Genomic DNA, 21724 nt, shown 5'->3' with positions numbered 1-21724 from the left:
CCAATCATTCCTCTCGGGCAAACAGTGCCTCAATAAAGTCTGCGGCCTTAAACGGCCGTAAATCCTCGATGCCTTCCCCAACACCGATATAACGAATCGGAATGCCGAACTGATCGGCAACCGAGAAGATCACGCCACCTTTGGCGGTTCCATCCAGTTTCGTCAGGGTGATGCCGGTCAGGCCCACCGCTTCATGGAACAGTTTGGCCTGGCTGATAGCGTTTTGCCCGGTGCTGGCGTCGAGCGTCAGCATCACTTCATGCGGCGCATCTTCGTCCAGCTTCTTCATCACGCGGGTAATTTTCTTCAGCTCTTCCATCAGGTGCGATTTGTTCTGCAGACGACCCGCGGTATCGGCGATCAGTACATCCACATTGCGCGACTTGGCCGCCTGGATGGCGTCAAAAATCACCGAGGCAGAATCTGCGCCGGTATGCTGCGCCACCACAGGAATGTTGTTGCGCTGGCCCCAAACCTGCAGCTGCTCAACGGCGGCGGCACGGAAGGTATCGCCCGCTGCCAGCATCACCGATTTGCCCTGCGCCTGATACTGACGCGCCAGCTTACCGATGGTGGTGGTTTTACCCACGCCGTTGACGCCCACCATCAGGATGACGAATGGCGTTTTGCCACCCACTTCCAGCGGCTGATCCACTTTTTCCAGAATACCGGACATTTCCGCTTTCAGCAGGCCATACAGCGCTTCCGCATCGCGTAGCTGCTTGCGGTTGGCCTGTTGTGTCAGATTGGTGATGATGCGGCGGGTGGTTTCGACGCCAACGTCGGCAATCAGTAGCTGCTCTTCCAGCTCTTCAAACAGATCGTCATCGATTTTCTTGCCGCGGAACAGGCTGATAAAGCCCGAACCGAGGTTTTCGCGGGTTTTTACCAGGCTGCGTTTCAGTCGGGCGAAGAAGCCCTCTTTGGTTGGACGCTCCTGCTCCTGCGCGATGATTGGCGCAGCGGCCAGCGGCAGATCGCTCACGGTATCCTGCGTGGCTTCGGCTAGCTCAGCATCTTCCGCATAGGTTTCCGCTAACGCCAGCGCTTCCAGTTCTTCGTCAGTTAATGGCGCTTCTTCGTGCAGTTCAGGCTCATCAATCGCCAGTTCTTCCAGCTGCGGCTCTTCTTCGATCGGTGCCACATCCGGCGCTGCTATCTCTTCTGGCAGCACCTCTTCAATGATTGCGGTAACCGGCTCAGGTTCCTGCGGCTCAATAACCGGCTCTTCAATCAGTTCCGGTTCAACCTGCTGCTGTTCCGCCACCTGTTCGGTGACGGCGACGGTTTCAACAGCCTGCGCTTCGGCGCGATCGAGCGCACTCTCTTCAACGGCAGGCTCAGCGACCACCTCGGCAATTTGCTGCTGCTCTTCAGCAGGTTGTTGCGTCTCTTCTTCTTTGCCAAAGCCTAACCAGGAAAAAAAGCCGCGTTTTTTCTCTTTTGCCATTGTGTGACCCTACTCCTCGATGGCTTATTCCCGGTAGCACGCTTGTTCCCAGGGGATAAAATATTCAATTTTAAGCGGGTGAGCGGCGTAAAAATCAGGTAATTACGCGCGCTATACCAACTCAGTAGTCTAACACTTTCCAGCCAGCGCACCACAGCACCCTTTTTTAACGTTTCTTCTGCCCGCTACGCCCGTTAAACTACGCAACAAAATATGACGAGTTGTGAGCGAAATGAGTAAATCCCCCCGCAGCAGCAGCGCTGGCCAGATCCGCATCATTGGCGGTCAGTGGCGCGGCCGTAAATTACCGGTGCCGGATAGCGCAGGTTTGCGCCCGACCACCGACCGTGTACGTGAAACCCTGTTTAACTGGCTGGCGCCGGATATTCAGGAAGCGCGCTGCCTCGATTGCTTCGCCGGCAGCGGGGCGCTAGGGCTGGAAGCGCTGTCTCGTTATGCGGCTTCGGCTACGCTGCTGGAGCTGGAGCGTCCGGTGGCGCAACAGCTGTCACAGAATCTGCAAACGCTGCGTGCTACGCAGGCAAAAGTGGTGCAAACCAACACGCTGCAGTGGTTAAGCCAGCCGGGCGAACCGTTTGACGTGGTGTTTGTTGACCCGCCTTTCCGTAAAGGGCTGTTACAGGAAACATTGTCGCTGCTGGAGCAAAATGGCTGGTTAGCGGCTGAAGCGTTGATCTATGTCGAGAGCGAAGTGGAAAACGGCGCGCCTTTCGCACCCGCAAATTGGGATTTGTACCGCGAGAAGATTGCCGGTCAGGTGGCTTATCGCTTATATCAACGCCAACAGGAGACGCACGATGTGGCTTAATTTGGGACGTTTGCTGATGATTTGCGTCTGGGCCTTTTTATTGCTCAATCTGGTGCAACCTTTCCCAACGCCGCTGCGCTATTTCGTGCACGTGGCGCTGTTCTTTATGGTGATTATGCACGGCCTGCAGCTGGTGTTGCTGCGCGCCACCCAGCCAAAAGACGCCCCAAAACTGAGCGGCGTAACCCAGGCGAAGATATTCTTTTTTGGCGTGTTTGAGCTGCTGGCGTGGCAGAAAAAGCATTATCCGAAGATGTAGTTTCGTGCGGTTTATAGTCAGGTCGCAATGAATGGCGACCCTACGGGGCCGGAGTAAAACTTACAAAACGCGTGCCTTTCATCTTCAACTCGCCCTTCGCGCCTTTATCGATCTGGTGATACTGGCTCGCATTCACCGTCACTTTAATATCGCTGGCACCGTTCAGCGGATGGAACCAGGCTTCATATTTCATCTCTTCCGCCACAATCTCTTCGCGCTGACGTGAACGGCGATTGGGCGACGGAAATTCGCGTTTGGTTTTCACTTCCACGCTCAGCGAGCGCACCGGCGAGGCATCGTTCACCGCCGTTTCGCGGCGCTGTTTAATAAACTGACGGGTCGCCAAAACGGCAATAATGGCCAGTACGATGAAAAAGATTAGCGGTGGTTTGCTCATGATTTATCTCGTGCTTTGCGTTAATTCGGAACGGGTAAAGACGACAAAGCATACAACCAGAGTCGGCTGATTGTCACATTTGGCGCCGGTAACTTACACTGAGAGGGTGATTTTGGGAAAATTCATCAAACTGGCGGACATTTCGTCCAGAAAAGGGAGAAAACATGCTTTGGTCTTTCCTTGCCGTACTTTTTTCCGGCTGGCTTTACGTCGATGCTTCATATCGCGGTCCGCAATGGCAACGCTGGCTATTTAAACCTGTCACCTTGCTGTTACTCGTTGCCTGGGCGTGGCAAGCGCCAACCTTCAACACTACCGATTATTTGATTCTGGCCGGGCTGGTTGCCACGCTGGTGGGTGACGCGTTAATGCTGTTACCGCGTCAGCAAATGCTCTATGCGCTGGGCGCATTCTTCCTGTCGCATCTGCTATACACCATCAGTTTTGCCGCACACATGACCATGAGTTTCTTCTGGCCGATTCCCCTCACCTTCCTGATTATTGGCGTGATCGTTATCGGGATTCTATGGAGCAAACTGGAAGATCTGCGCTGGCCTATCTGCACCTTGATCGGCATGACGCTAGTAATGAATTGGATGGCGGCGGAGAACTACTTCTTCCGTCCAACTGACTTCAGTTTCTCGCTGCTGGTGGGTGCCGCGTTGCTGCTTTTAGCCAATATTGTCTGGTTTATCTCGCATTATCGCCGCCGTTTCAGCGCCGATAGCGCCATCGTCGCCGCTTGCTACTTCGCCGGTCACTTCATGATTGTGCGTTCACTGTGGCTCTACTGAAGATAACCTTACCTTCCGCTTGACTCTGGAGTCCACTCCAGAGTGTAGCATTAGGGTGCGGGCAACAGCCCGCCCTGATTCCGGAGGTTACATGCATCAACATGCTCACCCTTGCCGCTGTGGCAAATCACACCGTCAGCCACAGCCGCTATGCTCAATTCGCAGCGTAAAACCCGCAACATTGAACATCTCCGCGGCGCAGCCCATCACGTCAGACAGCGATTGCGGCTGCTGTGACAGCGACAGCGGCTCGCCAGGCGGCGAAAGCGACGCCGAAAGCGACAGGCCCGCCCTCTCTTCACATCAATTCCGCTGGCAGATTGCGGGCATGGATTGCCCCAGCTGCGCGCGTAAAATCGAAACCGCCGTGCAACGTGTACCGCAGGTTCAGCAAGCACGCGTGATTTTTGCCAGTGAAAAACTGGTGGTCGATGCCGACCAGGATATCCGCGCCATCATTGAACAGGTGGTGAAAAATGCCGGCTTCGCGCTGAGCGCCAGTGATTCCCCATCGCCTCCACAACCCGAAAGCCGCTGGCAGGAAAACGCCGGTTTGCTGCTGCTTGGCGGATTGATGCTCGCCAGTTGGCTGCTGAGCCAGCTTTCGCCGGTTTGGGGCGATCGCCTGTTTATCGCCACCACGTTGTTAGGTTTAGCGCCGATCGCGCGCAGCGCCTGGAAACTGCTGCGTAGCGGTTCGCCGTTCAGCATTGAGATGCTGATGACCATTGCCGCCGCTGGTGCGCTGGTGATTGGCGCGCACGCCGAAGCCGCGATGGTGCTGCTGCTGTTTCAACTGGGTGAACGCCTTGAAGCGTACGCCGCCACACGCGCACGCCGTGGCGTCACCGCGCTGATGGCGCTACGTCCTGATACCGCCACGCGCATCAACGGCACACTGCGGGAAAACGTCCGCTTAGAAGCACTGCAGCCCGGCGATGTGATTGAAGTGGCTGCCGGCGGACGTTTACCGGCCGATGGCGAACTGCTGCACGCCAGCGCCAGCTTTGATGAAAGCGCGTTGACCGGCGAATCGCTGCCGGTAGCGCGTGAGCCAGGCGAACAGATCATGGCCGGTGCCACCAGCCTTGATCGTCTGGTGACGCTGAAAGTCATTTCCCAGCCGGGCCAAAGTGCCATTGACCGCATCCTGCAACTGATTGAGGAAGCCGAAACCCATCGTGCGCCGGTTGAGCGCTTTATCGATCGCTTCAGCCGCATCTATACGCCCGCCATTATGCTGCTGGCGCTGCTGGTGATGGTGCTGCCGCCGCTGCTGGGCTTTGGCGCGTGGTTACCGTGGATTTATAAGGGGCTGACGCTGTTGCTGATTGGTTGCCCCTGTGCGCTGGTGATCTCCACGCCCGCTGCCATCACTTCCGGCCTGGCTGCTGCCGCGCGTCAGGGCGCACTGATCAAAGGCGGTGCGGCGCTGGAGCGCCTCAGTCGCGTAAGTATGATGGCGTTCGACAAAACCGGCACGCTGACCGCCGGTAAACCGCAGATCAGCCACATCCAGCCATTTGGCGTGATGGCGGAAAACAACTTGCTCACCATCGCCGCCGCCGTTGAACAAGGTTCCACCCATCCGCTGGCGCGGGCGATTGTTAGCGAGGCCGAGCGGCGCGCGCTCAGGCTTCCGCAAGCTGCACAGCAGCAAACGCTGGCCGGCAGTGGCATTCGCGCTGCGATAGATGGCGTGACCTATCAACTGCTGACGCCGCGCGAAGTCAGCCATCCTGATAATGCACAACAGCAGCAGATTGCTCAGCTGGAAGCGCAAGGCCAAACCGTGGTGCTGCTGTTGCAGGAGCAGCAGGTTCTCGGCGCGTTAGCCTTGCAGGACCAGTTGCGCCCTGAAGCCCTCAGTGCGCTGTCTGAACTGAAGAAGCTTGGTGTTAACAGCATGATGCTGACCGGCGACAATCCACGCGCGGCTGCGGCCATTGCCGCTAAGCTCAACATCGATTATCGCGCAGGTTTACTGCCCGCCGATAAAGTTGCGGCGGTGAGGACGTTAGGCACACAGCACGCATTGGCAATGGTCGGCGATGGCATTAACGATGCGCCCGCCATGAAAGCCGCCACCATCGGCATTGCGATGGGCAGCGGCACCGATGTGGCGCTGGAAGCCGCAGATGTGGCATTAACGCAAAATCAGCTGGCGATTCTGCCGCGCACCATTGTGCTGGCACGGCGCACGCGTGCCATCATTCGTCAGAACGTGGCGCTGGCGTTGGGATTAAAGGCGATTTTTCTGGTCACCACGCTGCTCGGCTTCACCGGTTTGTGGCTGGCGGTATTAGCGGATTCCGGTGCCACCGCACTGGTGACAGCCAACGCGCTGCGCTTGCTGCGTCAGCGTTAGGCGCCTTTTTTAATCAGAAACTGGTACGGCAAGCTTTCGGTCTGCTGTGCCAGTAACTCATGCTCCATAAAGCGGCAGAAACCGGGGATATCGCGCGTGGTGGCGGGATCGTCAGCAATGATCAGCAAGGTTTCACCGGCCTGCATGCTGCGCACGGTTTTACGCACCATCATTACCGGCTCCGGGCAGCGCAGGCCAAGGGCATCAAGCTGATGGTCAGGCGCAGAAAAGGGATCGCTCATGATTCTCTGTCAGTTGTTAGGGATGGCGCTCATTCTAGCGCGCGAATAAGCCAACGCAAGGCGATAACGATTGCGTTAAAATTAACCATTGCATAAATTGCGCAACGCGTTAAGATGCCGCCGATTTTTTATTTACCACCGTGCCAATGCACGAACCTGGGTTCCCTCACCCCATCACTAAAAAGGCTTACAATGATTAACTTCTCTGCACGTCAGCGCATGCATGCGCTGTTTTGGCTATCGCTATTCCATCTGCTGGTGATCACCTCCAGTAACTATCTGGTACAGCTGCCGGTTTCCATCTTCGGCTTCCACACCACATGGGGCGCGTTTAGCTTTCCGTTTATTTTCCTCGCCACCGATCTGACCGTGCGCATCTTTGGCGCGCCGCTGGCACGTCGCATTATTCTGGCGGTGATGATTCCCGCGCTAGTGATCTCCTACATTGTTTCCTGCGTGTTCTATCAGGGCGAATGGCAAGGTTGGGCGTCACTGGAAGAGGTGAATCTGTTTGTTGCCCGTATCGCCTGCGCCAGCTTTATGGCTTATGCGCTGGGACAAATCCTCGATGTGCACGTTTTTAACCGTTTGCGCCGTTTATCGCAGTGGTGGATTGCGCCAGCGGCAGCGATGTTCCTCGGTAATATCAGCGATACGCTGGCCTTCTTTTTCATCGCCTTCTACAAGAGCCCAGATCCGTTTATGGCCACGCATTGGGTCGAAATCGCACTGGTGGATTACAGCTTCAAGGTTCTGATCTGCATGATCTTCTTCCTGCCCGCTTACGGCGTGCTGCTAAATGCCATGCTGAAGCGCTTAGCCGAACGTTCCGCGCAGCAGCAGATCAATTTCGGCTGATTGTACATACACTAAATGCCGCATTACGCTAAGATTTCCTGACACTCCGGCGGTTGCTTTTGCTAACTAAATCCGCTTGTATAACGGCTGACTGGAATCATGTAAAAGGGAAAAGAATGCGTAACGTAGTGAAATATGTGGGTATTGGCCTGTTGGTTATCGGCCTGGCGGCATGTGACCAGAAGAAAGATGATGCGGCAGCGAACAGCAACGGTGCGAGCGCCAGCCAGTCGGCCCAGACGGTTAACCTGATGGACGGCAAACTGAGTTTCTCTTTGCCGGCGGGCATGTCTGACAAGAGCGGCAAGCTCGGCTCTGAATCCACCAACATGCACGTCTATGCCGACGAAACCGGTCAGCGCGCGATTATCGTGATTGCCGGCGATCCCACCAACGAAGCGCTTGATGCGCTGGCACAGCGTCTGGAACAGCAGCAGCGCGGTCGCGACCCACAGCTGCAGGTGGTGTCTAATAAAGCGGTGACGCTGAAAGACCAGCCGGCACAGCAGCTGGATACGGTGATTTCTGCCAACAATCAGACCTCATGGTCTTCGGTGATTCTGGCGAAAGTGGATGGCAAACTGCTGACGCTGCAAATTACCTTGCCAGCCGACAACCAGCAGCAAGCGCAAAGCGATGCAGATAGCATCGTCAAAAGCATCACGTTGAAGTAAGCCTTAAAACGGTCGCCATGAATGGCGACCCTACAAATGGCTCAAAGCGGTTTTCGCAGGGTCGCCATTCATGGCGACCTGGTTCAACGCTCCCCGCCTTACAATCTCACTGGCGAAATGTGCCAGATCTCATCCGCATATTCCTGGATGGTGCGGTCCGACGAGAAATAACCCATATTGGCGATATTCAGCGCCGCGCTGCGCTGCCACTTATCCGGCTGGCGATACAGCTTGTCCACCTTATCCTGCGTATCCACATAGCTGCGGTAATCCGCCAGCAGCTGATAGTGATCGCCGAAGTTCACCAGCGCATCAAACAGATTACGGTAGCGCCCTGGCTCCTGCGGGCTGAACACCCCGCTGGCGATTTGCGTCAGCGCCTGATGCAGCTCGGGATCGTCCTCATAATACTTACGCGGGTTGTAGCCGTCGGTGCGCAGCTTCTCGACCTGCGGCGTAGTGTTGCCGAAGATAAAGATATTCTCCTTGCCGACATGCTCCAGCATCTCAACGTTGGCACCATCCAGCGTACCGATGGTTAACGCGCCGTTCAGCGCAAACTTCATGTTACTGGTACCAGAGGCTTCGGTACCGGCAGTGGAGATCTGCTCGGAGAGATCCGCCGCCGGAATGATGATCTGCGCCAGGCTCACGCCATAGTTTGGAATGAACACCACCTTCAGCTTGTTCTTCACCTGCGGATCGTTGTTGATCACATTGGCGACGTCGTTGATCAGGTGAATGATGTGTTTCGCCACGTAATAGGCCGACGCCGCTTTGCCGGCGAAGATATTGACGCGCGGCACCCATTCGGCGCTGGGGTCGGCCTTGATACGGTTGTAGCGCGTGATGACGTGCAGCACGTTAAGCAGCTGGCGTTTGTATTCGTGGATGCGCTTGATCTGCACATCAAACAGCGCATGCGGATCGAGCACGATATCCATGTTCTTCGCCACCCAATCCGCCAGGCGTTTCTTGTTGGCGAACTTGGCATCGGCGATCTGCTCGATAAAGGCCGGATAATCGACCTGCGTGGTCAGTTCGTTGAGCTGGCCGAGATCGGTGCGCCAGTTGCGGCCAATCGCTTTATCCAGAACGTCCGAGAGCGCCGGATTCGCCAGCGCCAACCAGCGACGTGGCGTCACGCCGTTGGTTTTATTGCAGAAACGGCCCGGGAACAGACGCGCGAAGTCAGCGAACAGCGATTGCACCATCAAGTTGGAGTGCAACTCTGACACACCGTTAACTTTGTGGCTCACCACCACCGCCAGCCACGCCATGCGAATGCGGCGGCCGTCGTTCTCATCGATGATCGAGATGCGCGCTAACAGCTCCCAATCATCCGGGTAATATTCCTGAATGGTTTTCAGGAAGTAGTCGTTAATTTCAAAAATAATGCTGAGATGACGCGGCAGGATCTTGCCAATCATATCCACTGGCCAGGTTTCCAGCGCTTCCGTCATCAGCGTGTGGTTGGTGTAGGAGAACACCTGACAGGTCACTTCAAAGGCATCGTCCCAGCTGAATTTCTGCTCGTCGATCAGTATGCGCATCAGTTCCGGGATCGCCAGCACCGGATGCGTATCGTTGAGGTGGATGGCAATTTTGTCCGGCAAATTGTCCCAGGTTTCATGCATCTGCCAGTGACGATTGAGAATATCCTGCACCGTCGAGGAGACGAGGAAATACTCCTGACGCAGACGCAGCTCGCGCCCCGAATAGGTGGAATCATCGGGATAGAGCACGCGCGACACGTTTTCCGAGTGGTTTTTATCTTCTACCGCGGCGAAGTAATCACCCTGGTTGAACTTACCGAGGTTGATTTCGTTACTGGCCTGCGCACCCCACAAGCGCAGCGTATTGGTGGCATCGGTATCAAAACCGGGAATGATTTGATCGTAAGCCATCGCCACGATCTCCTCGGTTTCCACCCAGCGCACCCGCGCGCCTTCATGCTGCAGACGGCCACCGAAGCGCACTTTGTAGCGCGTGTTAAAGCGCTGGAATTCCCACGGATTGCCGTACTCCAGCCAGTAATCCGGCGATTCGCGCTGCTGCCCGTCGACGATATTCTGCTTAAACATGCCGTAGTCATAACGAATGCCGTAGCCGCGCCCCGGTAAACCGAGCGTGGCGAGCGAATCCAGGAAGCAGGCCGCCAAACGCCCTAAACCGCCATTACCGAGGCCGGGATCGTTCTCCTCTTCCATCAGTTCGCTGAGGTCGAGGCCCATCTCTTCCAGCGCCTGATTAAGATCCTCATAAATGCCCATCGCCAGCAACGCGTTGCCGAGCGTGCGCCCCATCAGGAACTCCATCGACAGATAATAAACCTGCCGCACATCCTGCGAGAGCTGCGCGCGGCTGGAGCGCAGCCAGCGTTCCACCATGCGATCACGCACCGCCAGCAGCGCGGCGTTGAGCCACTCATGCTTATTCGCGATCGATGGATCTTTACCAATAGTAAACATCAGCTTATAGGCGATTGAGTGCTTCAGTGCATCAACCGTCAGCGTGGGTGAGGCATAGGTGAAAGGTGCATTCATATCAAGTATCCCAATCTCTCATTACAGCAAACGTTGATAAAGATCGCGGTAGGCTTGTGCTGCCACCTGCCAACTAAAATCCATCCCCATCGCCTGCCGCTGAACGTAACGCCAGAGTGCAGGACGAGACCACAGAACAAATGCGCGCCGAATCGCCCGCAGCAGCGACCAGGCATTACTGTCTTCAAAGGTGAAACCGCTGGCGACGCCATCCGCCAGATTCTCAAGCGAGCTGTCTTGCACTGTATCCGCCAGTCCGCCAGTGCGACGCACCAGCGGCAGCGTACCGTATTTCAAACCATACAGCTGGGTTAAGCCGCACGGCTCAAAACGGCTCGGCACCATAATCACATCCGCGCCGCCAACAATGCGGTGCGAGAAGGCTTCGTGATAACCAATCTGCACGCCAACGCGGCCCGGATGCTCCGCCGCCGCCGCAAGGAAACCTTGCTGCAGCTCCGCATCGCCCTGGCCGAGCAGCACCAACTGTCCGCCCTGCGCCAGTAATCCCGGTAGCGCTTCCAGCACCAGATCCAGCCCTTTCTGTTTGGTCAGACGGCTGATGACGCAGAACACCGGTGCTTTGTCATCCACCTTCAGGCCCATGGCAATTTGCAGCTGGCGCTTGTTCTCCGCTTTGCTCTCCAGCGTTTCGCTGTCGTAGCGCGCGGTGAGCAGCAGGTCGTGCGCCGGGTCCCAGATGCCCGGATCGACGCCGTTCAAAATCCCGCTCAGGCGCCCTTCACGCAGTCGCTGTTCGAGCAGTGATTCCATGCCGTAACCAAATTCCGGTCGGGTAATCTCCAGCGCGTAAGTCGGGCTGACCGCCGTAATGTGATCGGCAAAGAACAGCCCCGCCTTGAGGTAGGAAATTTGCCCGAAGAACTCCAGTCCATGCATGTCGAAGAACGCGCGCGGGATCTGGATCTCATCCAGATGACGCGCCGAAAACAGCCCTTGATACGCCAGATTATGCACGGTGAACACCGTTTTCGCCGGACGCCCGCGCGCCGCAATATAGGCGCAGGTTAAGCCTGCATGCCAGTCATGCGCATGCACAATATCTGGCTGCCAGTCGGTATCCAGCCCGCTGGCAATCTCGGCGCCCATCCAGCCCAGCAGCGCAAAACGCAGGTAGTTATCGACGTAAGCAAACTGCGACGTATCGTGATACGGGCTGCCGGGACGTTCATACAATCCCGGCGCATCGATTAAATAAATACCAACGCCGTTAAATTGTCCAAAAAGTAAGCGTACCGGTCCCGCAAAAGTTTGCAACTCCGCCAGGACCTCTGTATCAGGAATCCCTTTACGCAGATCCGGAAAGGCGGGAATCAACACCCGCGCATCCGTACCATCGGCTATTTGCGCCTGTGGTAATGCACCGACGACATCAGCCAGTCCGCCGGTTTTCAACAGCGGGAAAAGCTCTGAACAGACATGTAAAACCTGCATCCTGAACCCCTATTGTTATCGCACACGTTCCACGCGGCAATTTTCTCTATATTCTTTCGTCACTTACTGACCGCCTCCGGCCAATTTGGCCAGCATGGCGCGCGTCACCAGTACGATGCCCTCTTCAGAACGGTAAAAACGACGGCTGTCTTCGTCGGGGTTTTCGCCAATGACCATGCCTTCTGGCAGTTCGCAGGCGCGATCGATCACGCAGCGACGCAGACGACACGATCGGCCAACCACCACATCAGGCAGCAGCACTGCGGAATCAATATTGCAAAACGAGTTGATGCGAATACGCGGGAACAGCACCGAGTTCACCACCACCGAACCGGAGATGATGCAGCCGCCCGAGACCAGCGAATTCATTGTCATGCCGTGGCTGCCGGATCGATCCTGAACAAATTTCGCCGGCGGCAGCGGCTCCATGTGAGTACGAATCGGCCAGCTGTGATCGTACATATCCAGCTCAGGCGTGACCGACGCTAAATCGAGATTGGCGCGCCAGTAAGCTTCCAGCGTTCCGACGTCGCGCCAGTACGGCTCAGCGTTTTCATCAACCTGCACGCAGGAGAGCGTGAAGGAGTGCGCATACGCCTCGCCGCTGGCGACAATTTTCGGCAGCAGATCTTTGCCGAAATCATGGCTGGAATCGGCTACAAGCAGATCCTCTTCCAGCAGCTGATAAAGGTAATCGGCGTTGAACACGTAAATGCCCATGCTGGCCAGCGCGCGGGTATCGTCACCCGGCATTGACGGCGGCTTCGGCGGTTTTTCGACAAAATCGATTACGTTGTTTTCGGCATCCACCGCCATCACCCCAAACGCCGTGGCTTCAGCTAACGGCACTGGCAAGCAGGCGATGGTGCATTTGGCACCGCGATCGACGTGGTCGAGCAGCATGCGCGAGTAATCCATTTTGTAGATGTGATCCCCGGCGAGGATCACGATGTATTGCGCGTTGTAGCGGCGAATAATGTCGAGGTTTTGCGTCACCGCATCCGCAGTCCCGCGATACCAGTGTTCGGTAGCGGCACGCTGCTGCGCCGGCAGCAGATCGACAAACTCGTTCATCTCTTCGTTGAACAGCGACCAGCCGCGCTGGATATGCTGCACCAGCGTATGGGACTGATATTGGGTGATCACGCCGATGCGCCTTATGCCCGAGTTGATGCAGTTGGACAGCGCAAAGTCGATGATGCGGAACTTGCCACCGAAGTGCACGGCAGGTTTAGCGCGTTTCGCGGTGAGATCTTTCAGGCGCGTACCGCGCCCGCCAGCAAGGATCAGGGCGACCGTTTGTGTAGGGAGCTGGCGCGCCAGCATCAGATGATCTGTTCTATCTAATTTCACCATGTCTGACTCCTTATGATTGCTTTAGGAACACACACACACCGTGTGCGGGACCGTGCCAGACAGTTGTCAGGATGGGGTTATCTTCCCCGGCGAAAGGAGGAATGGCACGCCACTCTCCGTCTGGTAAGGCGATATCACTCACCGATTCCGTGGCGTTTATTGTTATTAACCAGCGGCCGGAGAGCAGGATCTGCATTCGGTGCGTCCCCTGTTCCCACTGCTCGGTTTCCAGTGGTGTGCCGCTGGCATTGCACCACTGCACGCTGCCATCGCCCTCCTGCCACCAGCGATCCTGCGTCAATGCGGGAATGCGCTGGCGCAAGCGGATTAACGCAGCAGTGAAGTCGACCAGGCCAAAATCATCCTGTTGCCAGTTCAACCAGGTCAGCGGATTGTCCTGGCAATAGGCGTTGTTGTTACCGTGCTGGCTGTGACCGCGTTCGTCACCCGCCAGCAGCATCGGCGTGCCCTGCGCCAGCAGCAGCGTGGTCAGTAAGCCATGCACGCTGCGCCGCCGCCGTTCGACAATATCGAAATTGACCTGCAGTCCCTCTTTGCCGTGGTTATGGCTGAAGTTACTGCTGCTGCCGTCGCGATTGTCTTCGCCGTTAGCCTGATTGTGTTTGTTGTTAAAACTCACCACATCGCGCAGCGTGAAGCCGTCGTGAGCGGTAATGAGATTGATGCTGGCGTGCGGCAGCCGCGCCTCACGCTGGAAAACGTCGCTGGATGCGGCAAAACGGCGGGCGAAATCGCCATTATTCAGTTGACCATGCAGCCAGTAACGGCGCGCCGCATCGCGAAAATGGTCGTTCCACTCGGCGAAGTCTGGCGGAAAGTTGCCGACCTGATAACCGCCGGGGCCGATGTCCCACGGCTCGGCAATCAGCTTCACCTGCGACAGCAGCGGACAGGCTTTGATGGCGGCAAACAGCGGCGCATCCTGATGAAACTCCGGTGTGCGTCCCAACACGCTGGCGAGGTCAAAACGGAACCCATCAACATGGCAAACACGCACCCAGTAGCGCAGCGCTTCCAGCGCCCACGTCATCACCTGCGGATGACTGAGATTTAGCGTGTTGCCGCAGCCGGTCCAGTTTTGATATTCGCCGTTGCCATCCAGCCAGTAATAGCTGGCGTTATCCACGCCGCGCAGGGAAATCGTTGGCCCGATCTCTTCCAGCTCGGCGGTGTGGTTGAACACCACGTCCAGAATCACTTCGATGCCCGCGGCATGCAGTGCTTTAACCGCCTGCTGAAACTCCTGCAGCGGCGTTAAACCGTTTTCGCCCGAGGCGTAACGCGCATCCACCGCCCACAAGGCAAAGGGGTTGTAGCCCCAGTAATTACTCAATCCCAAACGGCGCAGGCGCGGCTCGCTGGTGAATTGGGCAATCGGCAACAGTTCCAGCGCGGTGATGCCGAGGTGGCGCAGGTACTTCACCATAGCAGGATGACCCAGCGCCGCATAAGTGCCACGCAATCTTTCCGGAATTTCCGGATGCTGCTGGGTTAAGCCGCGTACGTGCGCTTCATAGATCACCGTGTTGCCCCACGGCGTGCGCGGCGCGTGATCGTCCTCCCAGTCAAAATCTTCGGCAGTCACCAACGATTTCGGCGCGATGGCGGCGTTATCCAAACCATTTAGCTCACGTTCGCCGCCGTTGAAACGCGCGTCGTCCGCCACTTCACCCGCCACCGCTTTGGCGCAGGGATCGACCAACAGCTTAGCCGGATTGAAGCGATGTCCCTGCAGCGGCGCCCATGGACCGTGTACGCGATAGCCGTAGCGCTGGCCGGGCTTCAGCGCGGGAAAATAGCCGTGCCAGATATCACCGCTGCGCGCGGGCAGTGCGAAACGGCGCTCAGCACCGTGCGCGTCGAACAGGCAGAGTTCAACGCGTTCGGCATGCTGGGAGAACAGCGTAAAATTAACGCCGTGCCCATCATAGTGCGCACCTAACGGTTCCGGCTGCCCCTGCTCCAGCATCAGTCGCTCTCCCGCACCAGCCAAAGCGTTGCCAGCGGCGGTAAGGTCAAACTCAGCGACTGCGGCCGACCGTGACTCTCCATCTCATCGGTGTGTACCACGCCGTGATTGCGCGTGTCGCTGCCGTGATAATCGTGCTGATCGGTATTCATGATCTCGCGCCAGCCGCCACGCTGGTTGACGCCAAAGCGATAGTTGTGACGCGCCACTGGCGTAAAGTTGCTGGCTACGATGATTTCATTACCGTCGCGATCGCGGCGCACAAATACAAACACGGAGTTTTCGTAGTCATCGACCACCAGCCACTCAAAACCTTGCCCATCAAAGTCGAGTTGATGCAGCGGCGCGTAATGGCGATAGGTGTGATTGAGATCGCGCACCAGACGATGCACGCCGTTGTGCCAGTTATCCTCACCTTCCAGCAGATGCCAGTCGAGGCTGGTGTCGTGGTTCCATTCGCGACCCTGCGCAAATTCATTGCCCATAAATTGCAGCTTCTTACCGGGGAAACCCCACATCCAGCCGTAATAGGCGCGCAGGTTAGCGAACTTCTGCCAGGCATCGCCCGGCATGCGATCGAGAATCGAACGTTTGCCGTGCACCACTTCGTCATGCGACAGCGGCAGCACGAAGTTTTCGGTGTAGTTGTAAATCATGCCAAAGGTCATCAGCTGATGATGATAACGGCGATGCACCGGGTCGAGCTTCATATAGTCCAGTGTGTCGTGCATCCAGCCAAGGTTCCATTTGAACCAGAAGCCGAGGCCGCCATCTTCTGAAGGGCGCGTAACGCCGGGATAATCGGTGGACTCTTCCGCCACCGTGACGCTGCCCGGTGCGGCGCGACCCAAAACGCGGTTAGTGTGACGCAGGAACGAAATCGCTTCGAGGTTCTCGCGTCCACCAAACTGGTTCGGCACCCATTCGCCTTCGGCGCGGCTGTAATCACGGTAGATCATTGATGCCACCGCATCGACGCGCAGCCCATCAATGCCGAAACGCTCCATCCAGTACAAGGCGTTGCCGGAGAGATAATTGCTCACTTCACGGCGACCAAAGTTGTAGATCAGCGTGTTCCAGTCCTGATGAAAACCTTCGCGCGGATCGCTGTGTTCGTAGAGTTCGGTGCCATCGAACTTCGCCAGGCCGAAATCATCGCTTGGGAAGTGGCCTGGCACCCAATCGAGCAGCACGTTAATGCCAGCATCATGCGCGGCGGCCACGAAGTGGCGGAACTCATCGCGCGTACCGAAACGGCGCGTCGGCGCATACATACCGAGCGGCTGATAGCCCCAGCTGCCGTCGAAGGGGTGTTCGTTAATCGGCATCAGTTCGATGTGGGTGAAGCCCATCTCTTTAACGTAAGGAATGAGCTGTTCCGCCAGCTCTTTGTAGCTGAGCCAGAAGTTGTTATCGGTGTGACGTCGCCATGAACCGAGGTGCACTTCATAAATCGAAATCGGCTGGTCAAAAGCATTGGCGGCCTTACGCTGCGGCTGCATCTCGGTTTTCGGCGGCAGCCCGCAGATCATCGAGGCGGTTTGCGGACGCATCTGCGCTTCAAAGGCGAAGGGATCGGCTTTGATGCGCATCTGGCCGGAATTATCCACGATTTCAAATTTATACAGCTGACCGTTTACCGCGCCCGGCACAAACAGTTCCCAGACGCCAAGTTCACGGCGAAAACGCATGGGATGACGTCGGCCATCCCAGAAGTTGAACTCGCCTACCACCGATACGCGACGCGCGTTAGGTGCCCAAACGGCGAACCGCGTGCCGTGCACGCCATCAATGGTGGTGCCGTGCGCGCCGAGGGTTTCGTAGGGACGCAGATGCGTGCCTTCACCCAATAACCATGCATCCATCTCCTCCAGCAGCGGGCCGAAGCGATAGGCATCATCAATCAGGTTTTGCTGGCCGTGCCAGTTCACTGCCAGCTGATAACCAAAGCGGTTTTTACGACGCGGAATCACGCCACTGAAGAAACCGCGTGAGTCGAGGCAGGTAAGCTGAGCACATTTGCGTCCGGTGTTGGTTTCAATGACCCAAACATCGGAGGCATCGGGCAGCAGCGCACGCACTTCAAGGCCTGCAGCCGTTTGGTGCATGCCCAGTAGTGAAAAGGGATCGGCATAATTCCCGGCAAAAAGGGCATTGATCGCCTGGCGATCGGGAAGCTCTGACATGACTTTCTTCCTATGATTTTGCGCAGGCGACCAGAGTCGGCAGGATTATCGCCTCGGGTGCGCTGCTTTTCATTGAGCCATAGGTACACCGTGAGGACACAACCGTCCGTGGGAAAGATCTTCACCGTGTACAACAACCATTCAGTTCGAAAAAACAAAAACAGTTAACAACCGGCACATCTCTGTTAAATCATAGCTTGGGGATAGCAGAAGCCAGGGAGGATCGTGAAAAATACTTATCGGGCAAGCAAAAAAGGGAAGCGGATCACTTGTCAGGCGCAATTTGCATGAATTTTTGCGGCCTGGATAATTAAAAAAAGGCCGGGAAACCCCGGCCTTTCTGGTTTGCCGCTGCGCTTAGTCGATCAGCAGACGCAGCATGCGGCGCAGCGGTTCAGCCGCGCCCCACAGTAACTGATCGCCCACCGTGAAGGCGGAAAGGTATTCCGGCCCCATGTTCAGTTTGCGCAGGCGGCCTACTGGCGTGGTCAGGGTGCCGGTGACGGCGGCTGGCGTCAGTTCGCGCATGGTGATGTCGCGGTCGTTTGGCACCACTTTCACCCATTCGTTATGCGAGGCCAGCAGCTGTTCGATTTCGCTCAGCGGCAGGTCTTTTTTAAGCTTCAGAGTGAATGCCTGGCTGTGGCAGCGCAGCGCGCCAACGCGCACGCACAGGCCATCAACCGGAATCACACTGCTGGTACGCAGGATTTTGTTGGTCTCCGCCTGGCCTTTCCACTCTTCGCGGCTCTGGCCGTTATCCAGCTGCTTGTCGATCCACGGAATCAGGCTGCCCGCCAGCGGTACGCCGAAATTGTCGGTTGGCAAAGTGCCAGAACGGGTGAAATCGGTCACGCTGCGTTCGATATCCAGAATTGCCGAAGCCGGATTTTGTAGCGATTTCGCCACGTGGTCATGCAGCATGCCCATCTGCGTCAGCAGTTCACGCATATGACGCGCGCCGCCGCCTGATGCCGCCTGATAAGTCGCCACCGAGGCCCATTCAACCAGATCGTTAGCAAACAGACCGCCCAGCGACATCAGCATCAGGCTGACGGTGCAGTTACCGCCGACAAAGGTTTTGATGCCGTTATCGAGGCCCTGACGAATCACATTATGGTTAACCGGATCGAGAATGATGATGGCGTCATCTTTCATGCGCAGCGTGGAAGCTGCATCAATCCAGTAACCCTGCCAGCCGCTTTCGCGCAGCTTCGGATAGACTTCACTGGTGTAATCACCGCCCTGGCAGGTGATAATAATATCCAGCGCCTTCAGCGCCTCGATATCAAAAGCATCCTGCAGCGCACCGGTCGACTTACCGCCGAATGTGGGTGCCGCCTGACCAAGCTGTGACGTGGAGAAGAAGACCGGATTGATGACATCAAAATCACGTTCTTCGCTCATGCGTGACATCAGCACTGAGCCGACCATGCCACGCCAACCAATAAAACCTACATTCTTCATTTTCTGTCCGTCTCGGGTGCTCTCGAAAGAGGCCGTGTGGTGCGAGGAAAAGACTGGCCGGATAATCGTGCCGGTCTGCGTAATAATCAGGTTTACCTATGACCGTCAACTCTACAAAATGCAGCACTTCTGGCAAGTGAATTAATTCGATTGCGTTAACTTTTTCAGCAGTACAACTAATAATGGCTAACCACACATGACTGAAATGATATCCGCGACCATATTGCTGCTGTTGATTATGGACCCGCTAGGCAACCTACCGATTTTTATGTCGGTATTGAAGCATCTGGAACCTAAACGCCGCCGCGTGGTGCTGATGCGCGAAATGCTGATCGCGCTGATTCTGATGCTGCTATTTTTATTCGCCGGTGAACGCATTCTGGCGTTTCTCAATCTGCGCACCGAAACCGTGTCGATCTCTGGCGGCATCATTCTTTTTCTGATCGCCATCCGCATGATTTTCCCGTCAGAGGAGAGCAGCTCGAGTGGCTTGCCGGCCGGTGAAGAACCGTTCCTCGTGCCGCTGGCAATTCCGCTGGTGGCCGGTCCGTCGCTGCTGGCGACGCTGATGCTGTTGTCGCATCAATATCCCAACCAAATGACGCATCTGGTCGGCGCGCTGCTGATCGCGTGGGGTTTGACGGTGGTGATTCTGCTGATGTCGGGGCTGTTTTTACGCCTGCTGGGCGACAAAGGCGTTAACGCGCTGGAGCGCCTGATGGGATTGATTTTGATTATGCTGGCGACGCAGATGTTCCTGGATGGGATTCGTACCTATCTGAAGCTGTAATACATTCAGAGCGCAGGCAGCGTAGCGGCGCAATTTATTGCGCCGCTACGCTATGTGCATGAATTAATTATGATGCTTTTTTGAATATTACTTCTGCTTCTTATCAATCGGTTTACCCGACCAGTAACCGGCCAGCAGCGAACCTGACAGGTTGTGCCACACCGAGAACAGCGCGCCCGGCAGTGCCGCCAACGGCGAGAAGTAGAGTTTGCCCAGCGTCGCCGCCAGACCTGAGTTCTGCATGCCCACTTCCAGCGCCAGCGTGCGGCAGGTCGATTCATCGAAGCCAAACAGCTTACCGCCCCAATAACCGCCCAACAGTCCGATCGCGTTGTGCAGGATCACCGCCACAATCACCATCAAGCCGACAGAACCGATAAAGCCCTGGCTGCCAGCCACCACCGCGCTAATGATCAGCAGAATGCACACCATCGAAAACGCCGGCAGATAAGGCTCAACGCGGCGCACCACGCTATTCATGGAGTGATGGATAATCAGACCCAGGCTAATCGGAATCACCACGATTTTCACGATGCTGAGCAGCATGCCGACCACATCCACCTGAATGTGGGTATCAACGTAGAAGCGTGTCAGCAGCGGTGTGGCGAATACACCTACCAGCGCCGACACGGATGAGATGGTCACCGACAGCGCCACATCGCCCTTCGCCAGATAAATCATCACGTTAGAAGCGGTGCCGCTGGCCACGCTGCCGACCAGAATCATGCCTGCCGCCAGATCCGGTGGCATCTGGAACAGCTTCGCCAGGCCCCACGCGGCCAGCGGCATCACCAGATAGTGCAGGAAAGTCCCGGCGATCACCGGCGCCGGACGCACCAGCACGCGTTTGAAATCATCAATGTTTAGCGTCACGCCCATGCCGAACATAATCAGCATCAGCAGATAAGTCACCCACGGCCCAATGCCGAGAAAGGTGCCAGGAGAATAATAAGCAGCGACCGAGAGCAGCACGGCCCAGAGCGGGAACAGGCGGGTAAGTTTGCCGAGCATAACCAGACTTCCTTAGGAATTTTTTTATATTGCCACAGATGAAATGTCGCGCAGGGAACGACCACAGCGACGGACGCGGGATCATAACATTTCATTATCTTGACGTAAGGCGGGAAGTCGCTTGCGGGGCAAAATGCGGATCGGCTGCTGCCGATCCGCTGAAATACGGCAAAGTTACTCTGCTTTTTCCAGTGCAAAGCGGTAGATCGCACCACCAATCGCGGCACCGATAATCGGTAACAACCAGAACATCCACAGCTGTTCCAATGCCCAGCCGCCCTGGAAGATCGCCACACCGCTACTGCGCGCCGGGTTGACTGAGGTATTGGTGACAGGAATGCTCACCAGATGGATCAGCGTCAGCGCCAGGCCGATGGCAATCGGCGCGAAGCCAGCCGGAGCACGTTTATCGGTCGCGCCCATGATCACAATCAGGAATACGGCGGTCAGCACCAGCTCGGCGATCATGCCCGCCTGCAGGCTAAAGCCCCCCGGCGAATGTTCACCGTAACCGTTCGACGCGAAGCCGCTGGCCACGGCATCGAAACCGGCTTTACCGCTGGCGATCAAATACAGCACGCCGGCAGCCGCAACCGCGCCGACCAGCTGCGCGATAATATAAGGCACAACCTGCGCCGCCGGGAAACGTCCGCCAACCGTCAGACCGATGGTGACCGCCGGGTTAAAATGGCCGCCCGAAATATGGCCGACGGCAAATGCCATTACCAACACCGTCAGACCAAACGCCAGCGCAACACCAGCAAAACCAATACCCAATTCTGGAAACGCCGCGGCCAAAACCGCACTACCACAACCGCCCAACACCAGCACGAAAGTGCCCAGCGTTTCAGCCACTAATCTTTTCATCTCTGTTCCCTCAAATAATTTAATGTTTTCGCGGCGGGATTATCGTTTTTGGCGATTGAAGCGCAACCTAAGAATAAGGGATTAGGGTGATTTTTAGGCGATAGCAGCGTATTTGAGACGGTTCTCGCGAGATATGACGGGGTTCATCAGAAATGTCTGGCGCGAAGCAGTGAATGTCGTTGGGC

General features: G+C 56.5%; 18 protein-coding genes. 7 read left to right on the top strand and 11 right to left on the bottom strand.

What is annotated here, in order from left to right:
* Positions 1-4 precede the first annotated feature (4 nt).
* Complete coding sequence (gene ftsY, locus K5Y32_RS15370; protein ID WP_222184934.1) at positions 5-1450, bottom strand: signal recognition particle-docking protein FtsY; 1446 nt, start codon at positions 1448-1450, stop codon at positions 5-7.
* Between the two features lie 232 nt (positions 1451-1682).
* Here ftsY and rsmD point away from each other — a divergent pair, with 232 nt between their 5' ends.
* Together rsmD and K5Y32_RS15360 are read left to right on the top strand one after the other, a co-directional pair.
* Positions 1683-2279, top strand: a complete 597-nt coding sequence (rsmD, locus tag K5Y32_RS15365) for a 16S rRNA (guanine(966)-N(2))-methyltransferase (RefSeq protein WP_222184933.1) — start codon at positions 1683-1685, stop codon at positions 2277-2279.
* Positions 2269-2538 carry a DUF1145 family protein gene (locus tag K5Y32_RS15360; protein ID WP_008109883.1) on the top strand — a complete coding sequence of 90 codons (270 nt, stop codon included), beginning with the start codon at positions 2269-2271 and terminating at the stop codon, positions 2536-2538. The genes rsmD and K5Y32_RS15360 overlap by 11 nt, the downstream gene beginning before the upstream one ends.
* A 40-nt stretch (positions 2539-2578) precedes the next feature.
* Here K5Y32_RS15360 and K5Y32_RS15355 read toward each other — a convergent pair whose 3' ends face one another.
* On the bottom strand, positions 2579-2935 hold the full coding sequence (locus tag K5Y32_RS15355; RefSeq protein ID WP_222184931.1) for a DUF2500 domain-containing protein: 357 nt from the start codon (positions 2933-2935) through the stop codon (positions 2579-2581).
* A gap of 164 nt (positions 2936-3099) precedes the next feature.
* Here K5Y32_RS15355 and K5Y32_RS15350 point away from each other — a divergent pair, with 164 nt between their 5' ends.
* Positions 3100-3729: a lysoplasmalogenase gene (locus tag K5Y32_RS15350; protein WP_101763104.1), complete on the top strand. Its 630-nt coding sequence runs from the start codon at positions 3100-3102 to the stop codon at positions 3727-3729.
* A 91-nt stretch (positions 3730-3820) separates the two neighbouring features.
* The gene (locus K5Y32_RS15345; protein WP_222184929.1) at positions 3821-6097 is read left to right on the top strand and encodes a zinc/cadmium/mercury/lead-transporting ATPase; all 2277 of its coding nucleotides are present in this window, start codon (positions 3821-3823) and stop codon (positions 6095-6097) included.
* Here the strand turns inward: K5Y32_RS15345 and tusA are convergent.
* Positions 6094-6339 carry a sulfurtransferase TusA gene (tusA, locus tag K5Y32_RS15340; protein WP_036649974.1) on the bottom strand — a complete coding sequence of 82 codons (246 nt, stop codon included), beginning with the start codon at positions 6337-6339 and terminating at the stop codon, positions 6094-6096. The two genes, K5Y32_RS15345 and tusA, sit on opposite strands and share 4 nt — an antisense overlap.
* Before the next feature lie 192 nt (positions 6340-6531).
* Between tusA and K5Y32_RS15335 the strand changes: the two genes are divergently transcribed.
* On the top strand, positions 6532-7197 hold the full coding sequence (locus tag K5Y32_RS15335) for a 7-cyano-7-deazaguanine/7-aminomethyl-7-deazaguanine transporter (protein ID WP_137384947.1): 666 nt from the start codon (positions 6532-6534) through the stop codon (positions 7195-7197).
* Between the two features lie 116 nt (positions 7198-7313).
* The gene (locus tag K5Y32_RS15330; RefSeq protein WP_137384946.1) at positions 7314-7871 is read left to right on the top strand and encodes a DcrB family lipoprotein; all 558 of its coding nucleotides are present in this window, start codon (positions 7314-7316) and stop codon (positions 7869-7871) included.
* 98 nt (positions 7872-7969) lie between these two features.
* Here the strand turns inward: K5Y32_RS15330 and glgP are convergent, their stop codons facing one another.
* From glgP to asd, 6 genes are all read right to left on the bottom strand, one after another.
* The gene (gene glgP, locus K5Y32_RS15325; protein ID WP_222184927.1) at positions 7970-10417 is read right to left on the bottom strand and encodes a glycogen phosphorylase; all 2448 of its coding nucleotides are present in this window, start codon (positions 10415-10417) and stop codon (positions 7970-7972) included.
* A gap of 21 nt (positions 10418-10438) precedes the next feature.
* Entirely contained in the window at positions 10439-11872 is a 1434-nt protein-coding gene (gene glgA / locus K5Y32_RS15320) for a glycogen synthase GlgA (protein ID WP_101763108.1), read from the bottom strand.
* A 63-nt stretch (positions 11873-11935) separates the two neighbouring features.
* The gene (gene glgC / locus K5Y32_RS15315) at positions 11936-13228 is read right to left on the bottom strand and encodes a glucose-1-phosphate adenylyltransferase (RefSeq protein WP_192236049.1); all 1293 of its coding nucleotides are present in this window, start codon (positions 13226-13228) and stop codon (positions 11936-11938) included.
* A gap of 10 nt (positions 13229-13238) precedes the next feature.
* Positions 13239-15218 carry a glycogen debranching protein GlgX gene (gene glgX, locus K5Y32_RS15310; RefSeq protein ID WP_222184925.1) on the bottom strand — a complete coding sequence of 660 codons (1980 nt, stop codon included), beginning with the start codon at positions 15216-15218 and terminating at the stop codon, positions 13239-13241.
* Positions 15218-17404, bottom strand: a complete 2187-nt coding sequence (gene glgB / locus K5Y32_RS15305; protein ID WP_101763111.1) for a 1,4-alpha-glucan branching enzyme — start codon at positions 17402-17404, stop codon at positions 15218-15220. Before glgB ends, glgX begins: the two co-directional genes overlap by 1 nt.
* Before the next feature lie 357 nt (positions 17405-17761).
* Entirely contained in the window at positions 17762-18871 is a 1110-nt protein-coding gene (asd, locus tag K5Y32_RS15300) for an aspartate-semialdehyde dehydrogenase (protein WP_222184923.1), read from the bottom strand.
* Positions 18872-19067: 196 nt separating this feature from the next.
* Between asd and K5Y32_RS15295 the strand changes: the two genes are divergently transcribed.
* On the top strand, positions 19068-19661 hold the full coding sequence (locus K5Y32_RS15295) for a YhgN family NAAT transporter (RefSeq protein ID WP_110868123.1): 594 nt from the start codon (positions 19068-19070) through the stop codon (positions 19659-19661).
* A gap of 87 nt (positions 19662-19748) precedes the next feature.
* Here K5Y32_RS15295 and panS read toward each other — a convergent pair whose 3' ends face one another.
* Positions 19749-20672, bottom strand: coding sequence for a ketopantoate/pantoate/pantothenate transporter PanS (gene panS, locus K5Y32_RS15290; protein WP_101763113.1), 924 nt, complete (start codon positions 20670-20672; stop codon positions 19749-19751).
* Between the two features lie 174 nt (positions 20673-20846).
* Positions 20847-21539, bottom strand: coding sequence for an aquaporin Z (aqpZ, locus tag K5Y32_RS15285; RefSeq protein WP_192236055.1), 693 nt, complete (start codon positions 21537-21539; stop codon positions 20847-20849).
* Positions 21540-21724: the final 185 nt, after the last annotated feature.

It is taken from the genome of Pantoea sp. DY-15 (assembly GCF_019795935.1).
In the GTDB taxonomy this organism is placed as follows: Bacteria; Pseudomonadota; Gammaproteobacteria; order Enterobacterales; family Enterobacteriaceae; genus Pantoea; species Pantoea leporis.
The sequence above is the reverse complement of the archived record's forward strand: the minus strand, read 5'-3'. Positions and strand labels throughout refer to the sequence as shown.